This is a genomic window from Streptomyces sp. SID5469, assembly GCF_009862865.1.
GTDB classification, from domain to species: Bacteria; Actinomycetota; Actinomycetes; order Streptomycetales; family Streptomycetaceae; genus Streptomyces; species Streptomyces avermitilis.
Window position 1 is genome coordinate 6,979,396 of record NZ_WWIN01000001.1, and the last position, 17,380, is coordinate 6,996,775.

The 17,380-nt window shown below is 71.9% G+C and carries 16 protein-coding genes and 2 pseudogenes; 6 read left to right on the forward strand and 12 right to left on the reverse strand.

Annotated elements, in window-relative coordinates:
- Window positions 1–254 precede the first annotated feature (254 nt).
- On the forward strand, window positions 255–998 hold the full coding sequence (locus GTY58_RS39855) for a hypothetical protein (RefSeq protein ID WP_010987175.1): 744 nt from the start codon (window positions 255–257) through the stop codon (window positions 996–998).
- A gap of 219 nt (window positions 999–1,217) precedes the next feature.
- Here the strand turns inward: GTY58_RS39855 and GTY58_RS30125 are convergent, their stop codons facing one another.
- Both GTY58_RS30125 and GTY58_RS30130 read right to left on the reverse strand, forming a co-directional pair.
- Window positions 1,218–2,021: a hypothetical protein gene (locus GTY58_RS30125; RefSeq protein WP_010987176.1), complete on the reverse strand. Its 804-nt coding sequence runs from the start codon at window positions 2,019–2,021 to the stop codon at window positions 1,218–1,220.
- Window positions 2,022–2,085: 64 nt separating this feature from the next.
- Entirely contained in the window at window positions 2,086–2,517 is a 432-nt protein-coding gene (locus tag GTY58_RS30130) for a MarR family transcriptional regulator (protein ID WP_010987177.1), read from the reverse strand.
- A gap of 150 nt (window positions 2,518–2,667) precedes the next feature.
- Here GTY58_RS30130 and GTY58_RS30135 point away from each other — a divergent pair, with 150 nt between their 5' ends.
- Entirely contained in the window at window positions 2,668–3,690 is a 1,023-nt protein-coding gene (locus GTY58_RS30135; RefSeq protein WP_010987178.1) for an NADP-dependent oxidoreductase, read from the forward strand.
- Window positions 3,691–3,845: 155 nt separating this feature from the next.
- On the opposite strand, the pseudogene GTY58_RS30140 reads toward GTY58_RS30135, so the two are convergent.
- A pseudogene (locus GTY58_RS30140) lies at window positions 3,846–4,425 on the reverse strand (serine hydrolase domain-containing protein); the annotation flags it as partial.
- A gap of 290 nt (window positions 4,426–4,715) precedes the next feature.
- On the opposite strand from GTY58_RS30140, the gene GTY58_RS30145 reads away from it, so the two are divergent.
- Both GTY58_RS30145 and GTY58_RS30150 read left to right on the forward strand, forming a co-directional pair.
- Window positions 4,716–5,579 carry a hypothetical protein gene (locus tag GTY58_RS30145; protein WP_037645529.1) on the forward strand — a complete coding sequence of 288 codons (864 nt, stop codon included), beginning with the start codon at window positions 4,716–4,718 and terminating at the stop codon, window positions 5,577–5,579.
- A gap of 96 nt (window positions 5,580–5,675) precedes the next feature.
- Window positions 5,676–6,496: pseudogene (locus GTY58_RS30150) on the forward strand (EI24 domain-containing protein).
- On the opposite strand, the gene GTY58_RS30155 reads toward GTY58_RS30150, so the two are convergent.
- From GTY58_RS30155 to GTY58_RS30165, 3 genes are all read right to left on the reverse strand, one after another.
- On the reverse strand, window positions 6,467–7,798 hold the full coding sequence (locus GTY58_RS30155) for a hypothetical protein (protein ID WP_010987183.1): 1,332 nt from the start codon (window positions 7,796–7,798) through the stop codon (window positions 6,467–6,469). The pseudogene GTY58_RS30150 and the gene GTY58_RS30155 overlap by 30 nt on opposite strands.
- 297 nt (window positions 7,799–8,095) lie before the next feature.
- A complete protein-coding gene (locus GTY58_RS30160) occupies window positions 8,096–9,076 on the reverse strand; it encodes an aldose epimerase family protein (RefSeq protein WP_010987184.1) in 981 nt (326 codons plus the stop codon).
- 27 nt (window positions 9,077–9,103) lie between these two features.
- Complete coding sequence (locus GTY58_RS30165) at window positions 9,104–10,006, reverse strand: SGNH/GDSL hydrolase family protein (RefSeq protein WP_010987185.1); 903 nt, start codon at window positions 10,004–10,006, stop codon at window positions 9,104–9,106.
- A gap of 194 nt (window positions 10,007–10,200) precedes the next feature.
- Here GTY58_RS30165 and GTY58_RS30170 point away from each other — a divergent pair, with 194 nt between their 5' ends.
- On the forward strand, window positions 10,201–10,695 hold the full coding sequence (locus GTY58_RS30170) for a DUF3145 domain-containing protein (RefSeq protein WP_010987186.1): 495 nt from the start codon (window positions 10,201–10,203) through the stop codon (window positions 10,693–10,695).
- Between the two features lie 75 nt (window positions 10,696–10,770).
- Here GTY58_RS30170 and fabF read toward each other — a convergent pair whose 3' ends face one another.
- The 5 genes from fabF to GTY58_RS30195 all read right to left on the reverse strand — a co-directional run bounded on the left by fabF (window position 10,771) and on the right by GTY58_RS30195 (window position 15,759).
- The gene (gene fabF / locus GTY58_RS30175) at window positions 10,771–12,042 is read right to left on the reverse strand and encodes a beta-ketoacyl-ACP synthase II (protein ID WP_010987187.1); all 1,272 of its coding nucleotides are present in this window, start codon (window positions 12,040–12,042) and stop codon (window positions 10,771–10,773) included.
- An 82-nt stretch (window positions 12,043–12,124) separates the two neighbouring features.
- The gene (locus GTY58_RS30180) at window positions 12,125–12,373 is read right to left on the reverse strand and encodes an acyl carrier protein (protein ID WP_010987188.1); all 249 of its coding nucleotides are present in this window, start codon (window positions 12,371–12,373) and stop codon (window positions 12,125–12,127) included.
- Between the two features lie 70 nt (window positions 12,374–12,443).
- Window positions 12,444–13,511, reverse strand: a complete 1,068-nt coding sequence (locus GTY58_RS30185) for a ketoacyl-ACP synthase III (RefSeq protein WP_010987189.1) — start codon at window positions 13,509–13,511, stop codon at window positions 12,444–12,446.
- 2 nt (window positions 13,512–13,513) lie between these two features.
- Window positions 13,514–14,464, reverse strand: a complete 951-nt coding sequence (locus tag GTY58_RS30190) for an ACP S-malonyltransferase (protein ID WP_010987190.1) — start codon at window positions 14,462–14,464, stop codon at window positions 13,514–13,516.
- A gap of 89 nt (window positions 14,465–14,553) precedes the next feature.
- Complete coding sequence (locus GTY58_RS30195; protein WP_010987191.1) at window positions 14,554–15,759, reverse strand: helix-turn-helix domain-containing protein; 1,206 nt, start codon at window positions 15,757–15,759, stop codon at window positions 14,554–14,556.
- A gap of 82 nt (window positions 15,760–15,841) precedes the next feature.
- On the opposite strand from GTY58_RS30195, the gene GTY58_RS30200 reads away from it, so the two are divergent.
- Window positions 15,842–16,495 (forward strand): pirin family protein, encoded by a 654-nt coding sequence (locus GTY58_RS30200; RefSeq protein ID WP_010987192.1) that lies wholly within the window; start codon window positions 15,842–15,844, stop codon window positions 16,493–16,495.
- Window positions 16,496–16,528: 33 nt separating this feature from the next.
- Here GTY58_RS30200 and GTY58_RS30205 read toward each other — a convergent pair whose 3' ends face one another.
- The gene (locus GTY58_RS30205) at window positions 16,529–17,359 is read right to left on the reverse strand and encodes a serine hydrolase domain-containing protein (RefSeq protein WP_010987193.1); all 831 of its coding nucleotides are present in this window, start codon (window positions 17,357–17,359) and stop codon (window positions 16,529–16,531) included.
- Window positions 17,360–17,380: the final 21 nt, after the last annotated feature.

The window sequence follows — 17,380 nt, forward strand, 5'->3', positions numbered from 1 at the left end:
CTTCGGTCTTCGTCGGCTCTGTTCGATATTTCGTCACACGTTCGAAATGCTGGCGTGACAGTAAGGATTCGGCCCCATGAGTGTCAATGGGTCGAACGGAACGGTGGACGGGGGATTTTGGTGGTATGCCGCTGTCGTCACGCCTGCGACGGTGCGAACTTCGTGCGTGACACGCCGGAACACGCGGTTCCGCACATAATTTTCACAGCCGTGACTAGGAACGTGACCCGTACGGAACTTAGTCTTCCCGCGTCATGGACTACTGCGACCCGTGCCGAAGGCACCTCAACGGCGCCCTCGCCTGCCCGGGGTGCGGCACCCCGATCGAAGAGCTGCGCGCGTACGCGGACGAGGCCGGCGCACGCCCGGACGCCGAGGACGCGGACGCGTCGTCGGCCGAGGGTGCCGCGGCGGACGGGGCGCGGCCCGGCCGGGCCGAGAGCCGGCGGGGGACCAAGGGGCGCGGTGGGCGCGGCGACCGCGGGGCACCACGGGCCGGCCGGCGTGACCGCAAGGCCGCCGCACACCGCAGGCGCCGTCGCACGGCACTGCTCGTCGGTGCGGGGCTGCTGCTGGCCGCGGGCGGTCTGAGCCTCGCCGAACTCGGCATCGAGGCGCCGGGCTCCACTCCCAAGGCCACCGCGGCCGGCGGTGCGACGGCCGACGGGTCGTCCTCCTCCGCGGCGACCACGGCCGAGCCGATCGGCGACACCGCGGGCGGTGACGGCACCTCGGCCTCCGGCTCACCGGACGCCTCCGCCTCCCCCTCGGCCTCCGAGTCCGGCAAGGACAAGAAGTCCGGCAAGGACAAGAAGAAGGACGAGGACGAGCAGTCGGTGGCCACGTCCGCCGCGCCCGGCACGGCGACGTCGGCGCCCGCCGCCACGCCCCCGCCGCAGACGAGCACGGCCCCGTCCGCGAACCCCACACCGGCGGACCCGACCCCGGCCCCGTCGACCTCCAAGCCGTGCAACCGCTTCCTGTGGTGGTGCACGTAGGCCTGTCGGCCTAGGGCGTGTGTCGCCGGACTCCCGGCTGCCCCGCGACGCCACGAGGGCCTGCGCCCGGCACACCGGGAGCACGCTCCCCCGAGTTCTCGGCTGCGCTCGAACAGGGGGCCCCAGAACAGGGGGACCCCCAGAACAGGGGACCCCCATGACGCCGCGGTGCCCGCCGTTCGGGCGGACGACGGGAGTCCGACGACAGGCCCTGGTCGGCTAGTCCGTGGCGACCACGTCCGCGCACGAGTCCTCGCCGGGCAGCAGTGGGCGCAGTGCCATCCGGTAGGTCGCCGTGCCGTCCGTCCACGCGCTCGACGTCGCCGTACGGGCCGCCTCCCGCACCCGCTTCAGATCCGTGCCGCGCAGCAGCAGGCACCGCCCGGCCGAGGTCGGCTCGCCCGCTGTGGAGAGGCGGCCCAGGGGCCAGGTCGCGGCCCCGGGGGAGCGGCCCTTGCCGCTCTCGTTGAAGACGGCGGCCATGACCGAGTAGCGGTAGGTCCCGGACGGCTCGGCGAGGGAGTCGAGCCGCTTGTCCAGGGCGCACAGCTCGCGTTGCCGTGTGCAGTCGCGCAGGGCGGGCGCGACCGTCGTGGTGAGCTTCCCGTCGAGCGTGTACGACCGGACGGGCCCGTCCGCGGGCGGGGCGGGGCCGAGGGGGCCGGAGTGCGGGAGGCCCGCGTCGTGCGCGGCGCCGACCACCGTACGGACCTCGGCGGCGGAGAGGTGGGCCACCCGCAGGCCGGGCAGACCGGACCGCTTCGTTGCGGGCGAGGTGACCAGGGTGCCGTCCTCGTACAGCGAGAAGCGGGGGATGTTGGCCGCGGGGGAGACCGGGACGAGGCCGCCGCCGTCCCGCACCTGGAGGACGAGCCCACCGCTCCCGGACGGTTTCTCGCCGGGTGCGGACGTGCCGGTCGCGGGGGAGGCCGCGGGGGAGGGTGACGACGTGCCGCAGGCCGCGGTCCCCAGGAGGAACGCGGCGGCCAGGACGGCGCCGGACAGACGCAGAGAATTGCTCACGTTCCTGTGACGCCCGAGGTCCCGGTCGCGTTCCGCCTCTCCGGCATGATCCGCCGGACGGGCCCTAAGCCTCCAGCATGCGCAGCAGCAGCGCCCGCAGGGACAGCCGCTCCTCGTGGGACAGTCCCGCCAGCGGCTCGCGCGCGAAGTCCAGCGAGTCCCGCAGCCCGCGGGCGACCCGGTGGCCCTCCGCCGTGCAGGCGGCCAGCTTGACCCGGCGGTCCGCGGGGTCCGGGCGGCGCTCCACGAGCCCCCGCGCCTCCAGCCGGTCCACGATCCCCGTGACGTTCGACGGCTCGCACTTCAGCTTTTCGGCCAGGCGCCGCATGGGTAGCGGCTCCAGGGAGAGAAGGCTGACGAGCCGTGCCTGCGCGCCCGTCAGCGCGTGCTCCGCCGCCGCCTCCTCGAACTCCTCGTGGTAGCGCGCCACGACCGTGCCGATCAGGTCGACGACCTCCAGGGTCAGAGCATCGGGGCGGGTCTTCTGGGTGGCCATGGACTCCAGGCTACCCGCTTACTTGACATAGTGAAATATTCAGGAGCATGGTTGTTTCAGGTACTGAAGTATTAGATCGCTCGCGGGAACCCGCACCAACCCCCGCGGAACCCCCGCAGGAACCGCAGTAACCGCAGGAAAGGCGCCCCCATGACCGTCACGCCCCAGCTCCCCGCCGTCAGCCGCGAATGGCACCTGGCAAGCCGCCCGGTCGGCTGGCCCAAGCCCGAGGACTTCGCCCTGGTCGAGGCGGAGGTCCAGCAGCCGGGTGAGGGCCAGGTCCTCGTGCGGAACAAGTTCGTCTCCGTCGACCCGTACATGCGCGGCAGGATGTCGGCGGCCAAGTCGTACGTCGCCCCCTTCGAGCTGAACCAGCCGATGCAGGGCGGCGCGGTCGGCGAGGTCGTCGTCTCCAACGCCGAGGGGATCGAGGCCGGTGACCACGTCCTGCACTTCCTGGGCTGGCGCGAGTACGCCGTCGTCGACGCCAAGCAGGCCGTCAAGGTCGACCCGGAGGCCGCGCCGCTGAGCGCGTACCTCGGTGTCCTGGGCATGACCGGCCTCACCGCGTACGCGGGCCTGCTGCGCACCGCCTCCTTCAAGGAGGGCGACTCGGTGTTCGTGTCGGGCGCCGCCGGTGCCGTCGGCAGCCAGGTCGGCCAGATCGCCAAGCTGAAGGGCGCCTCGCGCGTCATCGGCTCGGCGGGCTCGGACGACAAGGTCAAGCTGCTGGTCGAGGAGTACGGCTTCGACGCCGCGTTCAACTACAAGAGCGGCCCGGTGAACGAGCAGCTGCGCGAGGCCGCCCCCGACGGCGTCGACGTGTACTTCGACAACGTGGGCGGCGACCACCTCGAAGCCGCCATCGGCCAGCTCAACCGGGACGGCCGGATCGCCGTCTGCGGCATGATCTCCGTCTACAACGACACCGAGCCGGCGCCCGGCCCGAAGAACCTCGCCCGCCTCATCCAGACCCGCGGCCGCATCCAGGGCTTCCTCGTCGGCGACCACTACGACCTCCAGTCGCAGTTCGTCCAGGAGGTCGGCGGCTGGATCCGCTCCGGCGAGCTGAAGTACCGCGAGACGGTCGTCGAGGGCATCGAGAACAACCTGGAGGCGTTCCTCGGGGTCCTGCGCGGCGACAACACCGGCAAGATGATCGTCAAGCTCTGAGGCCCGAAGGCCGCTCTCGTCGTACGGGCGCACCGGGTGCGCCCGTACTCGAAAGGCGACCCGCGGCACCGTTCACCGTGACGCCGGCCTGACGGAGTCGTTGCGTATGACGAAGGCCGCACCCTTGGACGTGGGGTGCGGCCTTCGTACAAGGTGTCCGCGGTCGCCTGGAAGCCCAGCGCGAACGCCTTGTGGTCGCGGGCCACCACGTCGTACCCGACGGAGTGGATCTGCCCGAACACCCCGAGGGTGTCCGGCTTCAGGTGTGCGGGCCCGACGGGAACGCGTCGAACACCGCCTGCTGCTCGGGCGGCGGGTCCATCTGCTGTACGGAGTGGAAACGCGGCTCGTGCTCCTCGGGCAGCCCCAGGAAGAAGTCGAGCCCGTACGGGGCGCGCACCCGCTCCTCGTACATCTCCTGGAGCGTGCGGCCGGTGACCCGCCGCACGACCTCGCCCGTCAGCGCGCCGATCACCAGGGCGTGATAGCCGAAGGCCGTACCCGGCCGCCAGAACGGCCGCTGGCCCGCCATCCGCTCGGCGTCACCCGGTCGTCGGCCAGTTCCCCGGCCGTGAACCCGGTGTCGGCGCCGACGATCCCGGCGCGGTGCGCGAGCAGCTCCCGCAGGGTCACCGCCCCCTTGCCCTCGGCCGCGAACTCCGGCCAGTAGGAGGCGACTTCGCGGTCCAGCTCCAGCGTGCCGTCCTGCACGAGCAGCGCGACGACGAGATGGGCGCCGGCCTTCTCGGCTCTCTCGACCCTCTCGACCCTCTCGACCCTCTCGGCTCTCCTGGCTCTCCTGGCTCTCCTGGCTCTCCTGGTCCTTTTGCGTCATCCGCGCTCCTCGCCGATCCCCGGCTCAGGACACCGCCGGCAACGCCCGTTCACCTGCGCGAATTCCGGGAGTTGCCGACGGGGACGCGCGGATGGCCGGCCGTCCGCGTGCCCGGATGCCCGGTTGGTGCCTCCCCGGCGGGCCGGACGGGGCATGCTGGACGCGGCATCGTGCGAGGCGAGGAGACCCCATGTCCCCGATTCCGTCGCTCCCCAGCAGGGATGACGTGGTGCGCATGGCGCGCAGCACCACGGACATCACCGGCCAACTCCTGGACACCGCAGGGAACATCACGAAAATCGCCATCAACACGTTCGACCCGCGCGACGGGTCGGGGGCCGAGGCGCTGCGCGTGCTGCGGCAGACCACGGCGGAGCTGGCCGAGGCGAGCGCGTCGCCGCAGGCCCAGGAGGCGTTCTACCGGATCGTCGACACCCTGACCCGGCTCGGCACCAGCGGCGCGCCACTGGCCGTCCACCCGGTGAGCGAACCGGCACAGGCGCTGCTCGCCGCCCTCGGCGACACTCTGCTGCCGGTCCTGGACGCGGTGGAGCCGGCGGTGCGGGAGGCCTCGGCGGCGCTGGGCGAACTGGTCGACGCGACCTCCCCGCTGCTGCCCGCGGCGGCGGGCGCGGCCGCGGGGACACTGCTCGCGCTGACCCCGCTGATCCGGGCCGCCGCCGACGTCCTGCGCGACTCCTCGCCCGAACTCCGCCGTGTCGCGGACGCGCTCACGGCGGCCCTGACCCCGCTGCTCCCGCTCCAGGTGGCCCTGGCGGAGCGCGCGGCCGCCGCCGGAGCGGGCGTGGTCCGCGCGGCACTCCCGCCGCTGGCCGACTTGACGGAAGCGGCGGCGACGACCGCGAAGGCCGCGCGCCCGCTGCTGATCGCGGGCGAGGAACGCCTGGTCGCCGGCCTGGAACAGATCCAGCCACTCCTCGTGGCGACGGCCTCGCGCACGGGGAGGGCCGCGCGAGCGGTGGCGGTACGCGTGTCGGCGGCGGTGTCCCCGGCGGCGGACCAGGGCGTGGTGGTGGCGGTCACGCCGGTTTAGCCGCAGCGCGTGGTGGTGGCGGTTACGCCGGTTCAGCCGCTGCGCATGGTGTCACCGGCTTAGCCAAAGCGGGACGGCTTGGCTAAAGTTCGCCCCATGCGTGATCTTGGGGCGGGATTCGGCTATCTCCTGAAGGGCCAGCGTTGGGTGGCCCGGCACGGCAAGCAGTACGGTTTCGGGCTGCTGCCCGGCCTGATAACCCTGGTGCTCTACGCCGCCGCCCTCGTCGCCCTGGCCTTCTGGGGCGAGGACTTCGTCGCCTGGGCCACGCCCTTCGCCGACGACTGGTCCAGCCCCTGGCAGGGCCTGTTCCGCGGCTTCCTCACCGTCGTCCTGTTCGCCCTCTCCCTCCTCCTGTCCGTCCTCACCTTCACGGCGGTCACGCTCCTCGTCGGCCAGCCCTTCTACGAGAGCCTCTCCGAGAAGGTCGACCAGGACGTGTCCCCGGACGGCACGGCCCCCGAGTCCGGCCTCCCGCTCTGGCGCGAGCTGTGGATCTCGGCACGGGACAGCCTCCGGATCGTCGTACGGGCCGTGCTGTGGGGCATCCTCCTCTTCGCCCTCGGCTTCATCCCGTTCGTCGGCCAGACCGTCGTCCCCGTGATCGGCTTCTTCGTCACCGGCTTCTTCCTGACGGAGGAGCTGACGGCGGTGGCACTCCAGCGCCGCAGCGTCCAGCTCCGCGAGCGCCTCGCCCTGCTCCGCTCCCGCAAGCTCCTGGTCTGGGGCTTCGGCACCCCCCTGGGCCTGGCCTTCCTGGTCCCCTTCGTCGCCGTGTTCCTGATGCCGGGAGCGGTCGCGGCGCCACCCTGATGGCCCGCGAACTCCTCGGCGAGGACACGGAAAGGGAGAACGAAGGGGACACCGAAGAGGAAGCGGAACCGGGCTCAGCCTCGCGCGCGCTCCGTCGCGACTGAGTCCGTTCCGACCGGGTCCGTTCCGACCGGGTCCGTCGCGACCGAGCCGGCCCCGACCGAGTCCGCCGCGACGGTCAGGATCGACCGCACCTGCCCGATGATGTCCAGCCTGTTCCGGATGAACTCCGGGTCCGTGACCGTCCCGGTCGCCGGGTCCGTGTTGCCCGTGCCGAACTCCAGCACCGGGGTGTGGACATGGCCGCCGGGGAGACTGTCGTGCAGGCCGAGCCGGTCGCGCAGGAGCGTCGCGCGGTAGGCGATCTCGTTGGAGAGGTAGTTCCCGCCGCCCCCGGCGCGGGCCGTGGAGCCCGGGGTCGGCCCGTCGGGGCGCACGACCTCCGCCGTGCCACCCGCCGGGATCTCGGTCACGCTCGTGTTGTCGTACACGGGGAAACGGCCGGTGTCCGCGGCCACGATCGCCCGGTACGGCAGCGTCGTCGTCGTCCACTGCGGCTGCGAGGCCGGGTCGGTGACCGGGACGGTCTCGGTCCTGCCGATGGTGTCGTTGTCCGGGAAGCCGCCCCGCCAGGCCCCGTTGGTCCGCTCGACGTCGAAGCGGCCCACCCGGCCCTGGCTCACCGTCGTGAACAGATCGACCCGGGGCAGCTGCGGCCGCAGCGCCCGCTCCACCGTGCCGTCGGCGAAGTCCTGCCAGCGCACCGGGAAGACGGCGGTCTCGATGCGCGCCGGGCCGTCCGCCGTCTCGATCGTCGTGCCGTCGAGGGCGAGCGCGGTGGCGCCTGACGGGTTGGAGATACGGATGTCACGGTCGAGCGTGAACGGGTCGAAGCCGGTGACCAGGATCCGCTTCACACCCCTGCCGTGCGGGTAGCGGACGGCGTTCTGACCGCGTGAGGACACCTCCAGTCCGGAAAGCAGCCGGGCACGCTGGGTGTCCGACAGGGCGAACTCCGGCTCCCAGAGGCGTACCTCACGTGTCATCCCGAGGCGGGCCCAGTACAGCGGCCGGTCGTCGTCCCGGCTCAGGTCGCCGCCCGCCGGCCCCCGCCCCTGCGCCCGGTCGACGGCCCGCTGCCACAGCCGGGACCCCTGCTGTACGACGATCCGCCGGGCCTGCGCGTACGAGTGCGCCGAGCCGAGCGCCCGCGCGAAGCCCGGTGCCACGGAGTCGAAACCGGAACGCCGCAGGATCTCCTGGGGTACGGCCTTGTCGAGGCGCCGCTCCTCGACGGTCGTCGTGGGAGCCGCGTCCGCGGTCGCGGTCCCCGGGGTCACGAGCCCCGTCAGCAGGGCCAGCAGTGCCAGTGGGGGGATGCCGATCCGAACACGTATGGAGGTCAAGGGAGTTCAGGCCTTCCGTCGCCGTGGGGTGCTGCCGGACGGCGGCAGTATCGCGTGACGGAAGTGGCGTGCGCCATTGCCTGTGACGTACTCGGGCCCCTCGCGGGTGACGAGCGGACGAGCGTGTGGCCACATGTGAAGGGTTCGTACGAGATTCAGCCGAGCCGCCCGATCGGAGTCCGCCGGCCCACCGCGACGATTAACGTCTGATCCGGGACAAGTCTCCCCCCAGAGCAGCCCCGGTCCGGAACCTGACATCCGGACCGGGGCTCGTCCCTCTTCACGACCGGACAGGCCCTAGTCGCGCACCCCGAACCCGTACACCGTCTCCGACCGGAACACCTCGCCCGGGCGCAGCTGGGTCGTCGGGAAGTCCGGGTGGTTCGGGGAGTCGGGGAAGTGCTGGGTCTCCAGGGCGATGCCGTCGCCCGGGGCGAAGGGGACGGACGCGTCGAGGTGGTCCGCGGTGTAGAGCTGGAGGCCCGGTTCCGTGGTCGCCACGGTCAGGACCCGGCCCGAGGAGGGATCGTGCAGTTCCGCGACCGGCTCGGGAGCCCGCGTCACCCCCTTGTCCAGGGCGAAGTTGTGGTCGTACCCCGAGCCCGCCTTCCGCGGCCGCCGGAAGTCGAAGCGCGTGCCGGACACGTCGTCGAACGCGCCGCTGGGGATGAGGTTCCCGTCCACCGGCGTCAGCCGGGACGCGGCGATCCGCAGCGCGTGACCGCCCGCGTTCCCCGAACCCGCCAGGTTCCAGTACGAGTGGTTCGTCAGGTTCACCACCGTCGGCGCGTCCGTGACCGCCTCGTACGCGATCCGCAGCGCGGCGTCCGCGCCGAGGGTGTACGTCACGGAGATCTCCAGACGGCCCGGGAAGCCCTCCTCACCGTCCGGGCTCACCCGGGACAGCCGTACGCCGTGCTCGACCGGCTCCGCCTCCCACACGCGCTTGTCGAAGCCGCGCTCGCCACCGTGCAGGGAGTTGGGCCCGTTGTTCCGCGCCAGCCGGTACTCGCGGCCGTCGAGCGAGAAGCGGCCGCCCGCGATCCGGTTCGCGTACCGCCCGACCAGCGCCCCGAAGTACGGCTCCGGATGCGCCAGATAGCCGTCGAGACCGTCGAAGCCCAGCACCACGTCCGCCGTACGGCCGTCCCGGTCCGGAACCTCGGCCGACTGCACGATCCCGCCGTACGACAGGACCCGCACCCGCACGCCGCCCCGCTCCAGCGTCCACCGACGGACCGCCGCGCCGTCGAGAAGTGTGCCGAAAAGTTCACTCATGTTCGAACTTTAGGACACGGTCGCGGCCTAGGACACGGCACGCCTCGCCGTGATGGTGCGGTACGCGATCGCGGCGAGCTGCGCCTGACCGTTCTTGCTCGGGTGGAACCAGTCCCAGTGGCTCAGCTGCGCCGTGCCGAAGCGGTAGTCGAAGACCGCGCCCCCGTCGAAGCGGCAGCGCCGGTCCTTGGCGCACACGTCCTTCAGGACCGCGTTGTACGCCTCCACCCGGGCCTGCACCTTGTCGCGCCGCTTGGTCGCCGTCGCGTCCACCACGTCCGCGTCGCTCAGCATCGACGGGCAGATGCCCAGCTTCCACACCTGCTTGCCGAGCGCACTGGTGCGGCCCTGGGACCACAGCCGCTTCAGATTCGGCACGCTCGACATGTACACCTGCGTCTTGGGCAGCGCCTGACGCACCGTCGCCATCGCGTCCTCGAGGTCGGCGCGGAAGTCCGCCACGGAGGTCATCGCCGAGGCGGACGCCCGGCACGCGTCATTGGCGCCCACCATCACCGTCACCAGCTCCGGCTTCCTGGCCACCGCCCGCTCCATCTGCTCGGGCAGATCCGCCATACGCGCACCGGTCGCCGCGTAGTTCCAGCTGCGCTCGGCCGCCCCGACCGGCCCCAGCAGCCGCACGGCGAGACTGTCGACGTCGGCGTCACTGCCCGTCGCCCACGACACCTCGGGGCAGTCGGACAGCACCGCGCAGGCGTCGAAACCGCGGGTGATGGAGTCCCCGACAGCGGCGAGGGACGCCGGGCTGCGGTCCCAGACGGGCGTGGGCTTCGGGGACGGACGGCCCTTCGTGCCGGTGCTGTGCGCACCGCTCGCGTCACCGCCGACCGCGTCACAGCCGGCCCCGCCCAGCAGAACCGCCGCCACGGTGGCGAGGACAGCCCATGACCGATGGCCTCGGTTCCGCATCCCTGGTCCCCCTCGTTCAGTTGAACATACTCGGTCAGCCGCACGTCCCCATGGGTGAAACCTCGCTGTTTCGCGGCGCTGGGACCGACGGTACGTCACACTCCTTGCGCCGCCACGCGATAGCCTCGCTTCGTGGCAGCTCCGCCACTGCCGTTCCGCTAAGTTACAAGATGTCCTGCTCTGTGGAGGCCCCGGTGACGACACGTGGAGTTCTGTACGTGCACTCCGCGCCGCGTGCGCTGTGCCCGCACGTCGAGTGGGCCGTCGCGAGCGTGCTCGGTACGCGCGTCAGCCTCGACTGGATCCGGCAGCCCGCCGCCCCCGGCACCTGGAGATCCGAGTTCTCCTGGCAGGGTGAGGCCGGCACGGCCTCCAAGCTGGCCTCGGCGCTGCGCGGCTGGCAGCTGCTGCGCTTCGAGGTCACCGCGGAACCCTGCCCGACCGCCGAGGGCGAGCGCTACAGCTGCACCCCCGACCTGGGCATCTTCCACGCGGTCACCGGCATCCACGGCGACATCCTGATCCCCGAGGACCGGCTGCGCGCCGCCCTGGTCCGCTCCCAGCGCGGCGAGACGGACCTGGAGGCCGAACTCTCCAAGCTCCTCGGCAAGCCCTGGGACGACGAACTGGAGCCCTTCCGGTACGCCGGCGAAGGCGCCCCGGTCCGCTGGCTGCACCAGGTCGTCTGACACCTCGGCGACCCCCGCACGCACGAAGGGCCCCCACCAGCCGGTGGGGGCCCTTCACGCTCGTACGGCCGGAACTCAGACCGTCCGGAACGCCAGCACCACGTTGTGCCCGCCGAAGCCGAACGAGTCGTTCAGCGCGGCGATGCGGCCCTCGACGGGGAGCTTGCGCGCCTCGCCGCGGACGATGTCGGCGTTGGCCTCGGCCTCGGGGTCGAGGTTGTCGACGTTGATGGTCGGCGGCGCCACCCGGTGGTACAGGGCGAGCACCGAGGCGACCGACTCGACACCGCCGGCGCCGCCGAGGAGGTGACCGGTCATCGACTTGGTGGCGGAGACCGCGAAGTGGTCGGCGTCGTCGCCGAACACCTTGCGCAGCGCCTTCAGTTCGGCGACGTCACCGGCCGGCGTCGAGGTGGCGTGCGCGTTGACGTGCACGATCTCGGCGGGGTTCAGGTCGGTGCTGTCGAGCAGGTTCTGCAGGGCGTGCGAGATGCCCCGGCCCTCGGGCTCCGGCTGCACGATGTCGTGGCTGTCGGCGGAGATGCCCTGGCCGACCGCCTCCGCGTACACGCGGGCACCGCGCTTCGCGGCGTGCTCGGCCGACTCCAGCACGATGACGCCGGCGCCCTCGCCGAGGACGAAGCCGTCCCGGGCGACGTCGTAGGGACGCGAGGCGCCCTGCGGGTCGTCGTTGTTCTTGGACATCGCCATCATGTTGCCGAACGCGGCGATGGGCAGCGGGTGGATCGCCGCCTCCGTACCACCGGCGACGACGACGTCGGCGCGCCCGGTGCGGATCATCTCGATCGCGTAGCCGATGGCCTCGGCGCCCGACGCGCAGGCGGAGACCGGGGTGTGCACACCGGCGCGGGCGCCCACGGCGAGGCCCACGTTGGCGGACGGGCCGTTCGGCATCAGCATCGGCACGGTGTGCGGGGAGACACGGCGTACGCCCTTCTCCTTCAGCACGTCGTACTGGTCGAGCAGAGTCGTCACACCACCGATGCCGGAGGCGATCACGGTGCCGAGGCGGTCCGGGTCGACGGCCGGGTCGGCGCCCGCCTTGTCGGTGAAACCGGCATCCGCCCAGGCCTCCTTGGCCGCGATCAGCGCGAACTGCGCCGAGCGGTCGAGGCGGCGGGCCTGCGGACGGGGAATGACCTCGCCGGGCTCCACGGCGATCTGTGCTGCGATGCGGACCGCCTGCTCGGCGGCCCACTCCTGCTCCAGGGGACGGACACCGGAACGTCCGGCGACCAGGCCCTCCCAGGTAGAGGCTACGTCGCCACCCAGCGGTGTGGTTGCGCCGATACCGGTGACGACCACGGTGCGATTGGTCGGGCTCACGGGAATTCTTTCTCCAACGGATACGAGGATTCAGCGGCGCCACCGCCGGGTGGCGGGGCAGTCAGCCCAGGTGATCGGAAGATCAGGCCTGGTGCTTGAGGATGTAGTCGGCGGCGTCACCGACGGTCTTGAGGTTCTTGACGTCCTCGTCGGGGATCTTGACGTCGAAGCGCTCTTCGGCGGCGACGACGACCTCGACCATGGACAGCGAGTCGACGTCCAGGTCGTCGGTGAAGGACTTGTCCAGCTGGACGTCCTCGGTGGGGATCCCGGCGATCTCGTTCACGATCTCGGCGAGACCTTCGACGATCTCTTCCTGAGTGGCGGCCATGAGGCGCTCCTTCGGTGTGTTTCCAGAGGGTGTGGCGGTACTCCGGCCGGAAAAGATCCGGACGGTGTGCCTAGGGGAGGGTAACGACCGTGGCGGCGTAGACGAGCCCCGCCCCGAATCCGATGACGAGCGCGGTGTCGCCGCTCTTCGCCTCGCCGGTCGCCAGAAGCCGCTCCATAGCGAGCGGAATCGAGGCGGCCGAGGTGTTACCGGTGGTGCGCACATCACGGGCGACCGTGACGTGCTCCGGCAGTTTGAGAGTCTTCACCATCGAGTCGATGATCCGCTCGTTCGCCTGGTGCGGGATGAAGACGTCCAGGTCGTCCGAGGTGATTCCGGCCGCGTCCAGCGCCTGCTGAGCGACCTTCGCCATCTCGAACACGGCCCAGCGGAACACCGCCTGGCCCTCCTGCGTGATCGCAGGGAACTTGACATTGCCCTCGCTGTCGAGCGGGAGCGGGGAGACGTCGCCGGTGGGGGTGCCCCCGCTCGAGCGAAGCCGAGAGTGGGGGAGGTAACGGTCCCACGGCACGGTCTGCTTGATCGTGCCGGCCTTGTCGCCCTCGGAGCCCCAGACCGTCGGGCCGATGTGCGGCTCCTCGGAGGGGCCCACCACGACCGCGCCCGCGCCGTCGCCGAACAGGAAGGCCGTCGCGCGGTCCTCCAGGTCGGTCAGGTCGGACAGCCGCTCCACGCCGATGACGAGGACGTACTCCGCGGAGCCCTCGACGACCATGCCCTTGGCGAGGGTCAGTCCGTAGCCGAAGCCCGCGCAGCCCGCCGAGATGTCGAAGGCGGCCGCCTTGTTCGTGCCGAGCTTGTCCGCGATCTCGGTGGCGATGGCCGGGGTCTGGCTGAAGTGCGAGACGGTGGAGACGACGACCGCGCCGATCTGCGAGGCGGTGATCCCGGCGTCGGCGATCGCCTTGCCGGACGCCTCGATCGACATCGCGGCGACGGTCTCCTCGTCGGAGGCCCAGTGCCGGGTCTCGATGCCGGAGCGCGAGCGGATCCACTCGTCGGAGGAGTCGATCTTCTCCAGGATCACGTCGTTGGGCACGACCCGGACCGGACGGTAGCCGCCGACGCCCAGAATGCGCGCGTACGGGGCGCCCTTCCTTGCCTTGATCTTCGACATGCTCAGGCTCCTTCTCGGACGCCCGCCGGTACAGCGGCGGACGTCACCGCCTCGGCGATGAGCTCGCGAGCGGCGTCGAGGTCGTCGGGGGTCTTCAGCGCGAGGGTCTTCACGCCCGGCATCGCGCGCTTGGCGAGGCCGGTCAGGGTGCCGCCGGGGCACACCTCGACGAGCGTCGTCACGCCCAGCTTCTTGAAGGTCTCCATGCACAGGTCCCAACGGACCGGGTTGGCGACCTGGCCGACCAGGCGGGACAGGATCTCGGCGCCGGTGGCGACCTCCTGGCCGTCCTTGTTGGAGACGTACGAGACCACCGGGTCGGCGGGCGTGAGGGCTTCGGCGGCCCGCGCCAGCGCGTCGACCGCGGGCGCCATGTGAGGCGTGTGGAACGCGCCCGCGACCTTCAGCGCGATGACCTTGCGGACGCCCTCGGGCTTCTCCGCCTCCAGGGCGGCGAGCTGCTCCAGGGTGCCGGCGGCCACGATCTGGCCCGCGCCGTTCACGTTCGCCGGGGTGAGACCGAGCTTCTCCAGATGCGGAATCGTCGTCTCGGGGTCCCCGCCGAGCAGGGCCGCCATCCCGGTCGGCGTGAGCGAGGCGGCCTCGGCCATCGCGAGACCCCGCGTGCGGACGAGCGTCAGCGCGGCGGTGTCGTCGATGACGCCCGCGAAGGTGGCGGCGGTGATCTCACCGACGCTGTGACCCGCGACGGCACCGGGCGCGACGTCACCGAGCGCCGAGGCCGAGAGGATCCCCGCCGCGACGAGCAGCGGCTGGGCCACGGACGTGTCGCGGATCGCGTCCGCGTCGGCCTGCGTGCCGTAGTGGGCAAGGTCCAGCCCGATGGCGTCCGACCAGGCGGCGACGCGGTCGGCGGCGCCGGGGAGTTCGAGCCAAGGAGTCAGGAAGCCGGGCGTCTGAGCGCCCTGGCCGGGAGCGACGAGTACGAGCACTCTCACACTCTCTCTTGGGGACGGCCACGGCCGCCCGTGAGGACAGGGACGAAGAACGGCAGGGGGTTTTGTGGAGCCCCGACAAAAACCTACGTCTGGGGATCTCCACCGGCCAAGCGCCCCAGGATGAGCGCGATCCGCAACGTGAACGCGGAGCGTACATCCGAGGGCGACCAACCGGTGACGTCAGTCACACGTCGAAGCCGGTAGCGCACGGTGTTGGGGTGAACGAAGAGCATACGGGCCGCGCCCTCGAGGCTGCTCGCCTGCTCGAGGTAGACACTGAGCGTTTCGAGCAGCGCGGAGCCGGCCTCCTCGAGCGGTCTGTAGATCTCCTCCACCAGCTGCTCGCGCGCGCTCGGGTCTCCGGCGATCGCGCGCTCCGGGAGCAGATCGTCCGCCAGTACCGGGCGCGGGGCGTCCTGCCAGGCGAAACACGCCTTCAGCCCGGCTGCGGCGGCCTGCGCGGACCGGGTCGCGGCGAGCAGGTCGGGCACGACGGGCCCCGCCACCACGGCGCCTGCCGCGTACGGGCCGATCAGCGACTTGGCGACGGCGAGCGGATTGTCGCTGCCGCCGGCGATCACGACGAGCCGGTTGCCGAGGACGCCGGTGAGGACCTGGAGCTTGGCGTGCCGGGCGGCCCGCCGGATCGCCTCCACCGTCAGCTCGCTGTCGCCCTCGGGTGCCGTGCCGAGCACCACGCAGACATGGTCGGGAGAGTTCCAGCCGAGCGCGGCGGCCCGGGACACGGCGCCCTCGTCGGCCTCCCCGGACAGGACGGCGTTCACCACCAGCGACTCGAGCCGCGCGTCCCAGGCGCCCCGTGCCTCCGCGGCCTGGGCGTACACCTGGGCGGTGGCGAAGGCGATCTCGCGGGCGTACACGAGCAGCGCCTCACGCAGCACGGACTCGTCGCCGGGCGCCGCGACCTCGTCGATCGCGGACTCCATGACCTCGATCGTCGTACGCACCATCTCCACGGTCTGGCGCAGGGTGATCGCCCTGGTCAGTTCGCGGGGCGCGGTGCCGAAGACGTCGGTCGAGATGGCCTGCGGGGTGTCCGGGTGCCGGAACCACTCGGTGAAGGCGGCGATACCGGCCTGGGCCACCAGGCCGATCCAGGAACGGTTCTCCGGGGGCATCGCCCGGTACCACGGCAGCGTCTCGTCCATGCGCGTGATGGCCTGCGCGGCGAGGCTTCCGGACGATTTCTCCAGCCGCTTCAGGGTCGCGGCATGGGAGTGGGCGTCGCGTGCTGCGGGCTCGGGACTGCTGGATTGGGGTTCGGGCACGTGGACAAGACTGCCTTATCGGGACGTGACCGTGCGGCGGCGGGTCCCTCGGCCGCGGCCCCGCAGGTCTACCGTGGTGGCTGTGACGGACGTACGGCGCGCCGGCGAGCGCTATCGCGGAGGGGACCCGGCGGCCGGGATCTCCTCCCTCCACGCCTTCTCCTTCGGCCCGCACTACGATCCGGACAATCTCCGCTTCGGCGCGGTGATCGCCTGCAACGAGGAGCGGCTCGCCCCGGGCGCGGGCTTCGACGAACATCCGCACAGCCACACGGAGATCGTCACGTGGGTGGTCGAGGGCGTGCTGACCCACCGCGACTCCACGGGCCACGAGTCGCTGGTCCGCCCCGGCGACGTGCAGCGGCTCAGCTCGGCCGGCGGCGTCCGTCACGTGGAGCGCAACGACGGCCCGGACCCGCTGACCTTCGTCCAGATGTGGCTGGCCCCGCTGGAGCCCGGCGGCGAGGCGTCCTACGAGGTGGTCCACGGCATCGCGGACTCCACCCCGTACGCGGTCCCGGAGGCGGCGGCGATGCTCCACGTGCGCCGGCTGTCGGCGGGGGAACGCACGGCCGTCCCGGACGCGGCGTCCGTGTACGTCCATGTCGTCCGCGGCGAAGTGCGCCTGGACGGCGAGGAGTTGAGGCCGGGTGACGCGGCCCGGATCACGGCCGCGAAGGACCTGGAGGCGGAGGCGGTGACGGCGGCGGAGCTGCTGCTGTGGGAGATGGCCTAGCGGCCGGAGCGTGGGCCGGGGGCGGCCCACGGTTCAGGCCCGGCCGGCCCGGAGCTCGGTCAGTACCGCGTCCGTGAACGGGGTCCACGCCTCGGCGGCCCACGGTCCGAACGCGCGGTCCGTCAGCGCGGCGCACGCGACCCGGGCGACCGGGTCGATCCACAGGAACGTACCCGACTGCCCGAAGTGCCCGAAGGTCCCCGGCGAGGAGGAAGTCCCCGTCCAGTGCGGCGACTTGGCGTCACGGATCTCGAAGCCGAGGCCCCAGTCGTTGGGGTTCTGGTGGCCGTAGCCCGGCAGGACGCCCTTCGTGCCTGGGTACTGCACGGTCATCGCCTCCGCGACCGTACGGGGGTCGAGCAGGCGCGGCGCCTGGACCTCGGCCGCGAAGCGCACCAGGTCGGCGACCGTGGAGACGCCGTCCCTGGCCGGTGAGCCGTCGAGCGAGGTCCGCGTCATGCCCAGCGGCTCGAGGACCGCCTGGCGCAGATACTCCGCGAACGGGATGTCCGTCGCCTTGGCGATGTGGTCGCCGAGCACCTCGAACCCCGCGTTGGAGTACAGCCGCCGCTCCCCGGGCGCCGACGTCACCCGGTGCTCGTCGAAGGCGAGACCGGAGGTGTGCGCGAGCAGATGGCGGACCGTCGAGCCGGGGGGCCCGGCCGGCTCGTCCAGCTCCACCGCCCCCTCCTCGTACGCGACGAGCACCGCGTACGCGGCGAGCGGCTTGGTGACCGAGGCCAGCGGGAAGCGGTGGTCGACCGGCCCGTGCGCGGCGAGCACGGTACCGTCCGCCCGGACGACGGCCGCGGCGGCGGTGGAAACGGGCCAGTTCTCGATCAGCGCCAGGCTCTGCAGGGACATGGGTACGAGCCTAAGTGGCGG

Excerpts from the sequence above, each read along its gene's own strand:
- GTY58_RS30145 (WP_037645529.1), top strand. The coding sequence starts at position 4,716 with ATGTCCCCGATTCCGTCGCTCCCCAGCAGGGATGACGTGGTGCGCATG.
- GTY58_RS39855 (WP_010987175.1), top strand. The coding sequence starts at position 255 with ATGGACTACTGCGACCCGTGCCGAAGGCACCTCAACGGCGCCCTCGCC.
- GTY58_RS30185 (WP_010987189.1), bottom strand. The coding sequence starts at position 13,511 with ATGTCGAAGATCAAGGCAAGGAAGGGCGCCCCGTACGCGCGCATTCTG.
- GTY58_RS30130 (WP_010987177.1), bottom strand. The coding sequence starts at position 2,517 with ATGGCCACCCAGAAGACCCGCCCCGATGCTCTGACCCTGGAGGTCGTC.
- GTY58_RS30180 (WP_010987188.1), bottom strand. The coding sequence starts at position 12,373 with ATGGCCGCCACTCAGGAAGAGATCGTCGAAGGTCTCGCCGAGATCGTG.
- GTY58_RS30160 (WP_010987184.1), bottom strand. The coding sequence starts at position 9,076 with ATGAGTGAACTTTTCGGCACACTTCTCGACGGCGCGGCGGTCCGTCGG.
- GTY58_RS30205 (WP_010987193.1), bottom strand. The coding sequence starts at position 17,359 with ATGTCCCTGCAGAGCCTGGCGCTGATCGAGAACTGGCCCGTTTCCACC.
- GTY58_RS30165 (WP_010987185.1), bottom strand. The coding sequence starts at position 10,006 with ATGCGGAACCGAGGCCATCGGTCATGGGCTGTCCTCGCCACCGTGGCG.
- GTY58_RS30135 (WP_010987178.1), top strand. The coding sequence starts at position 2,668 with ATGACCGTCACGCCCCAGCTCCCCGCCGTCAGCCGCGAATGGCACCTG.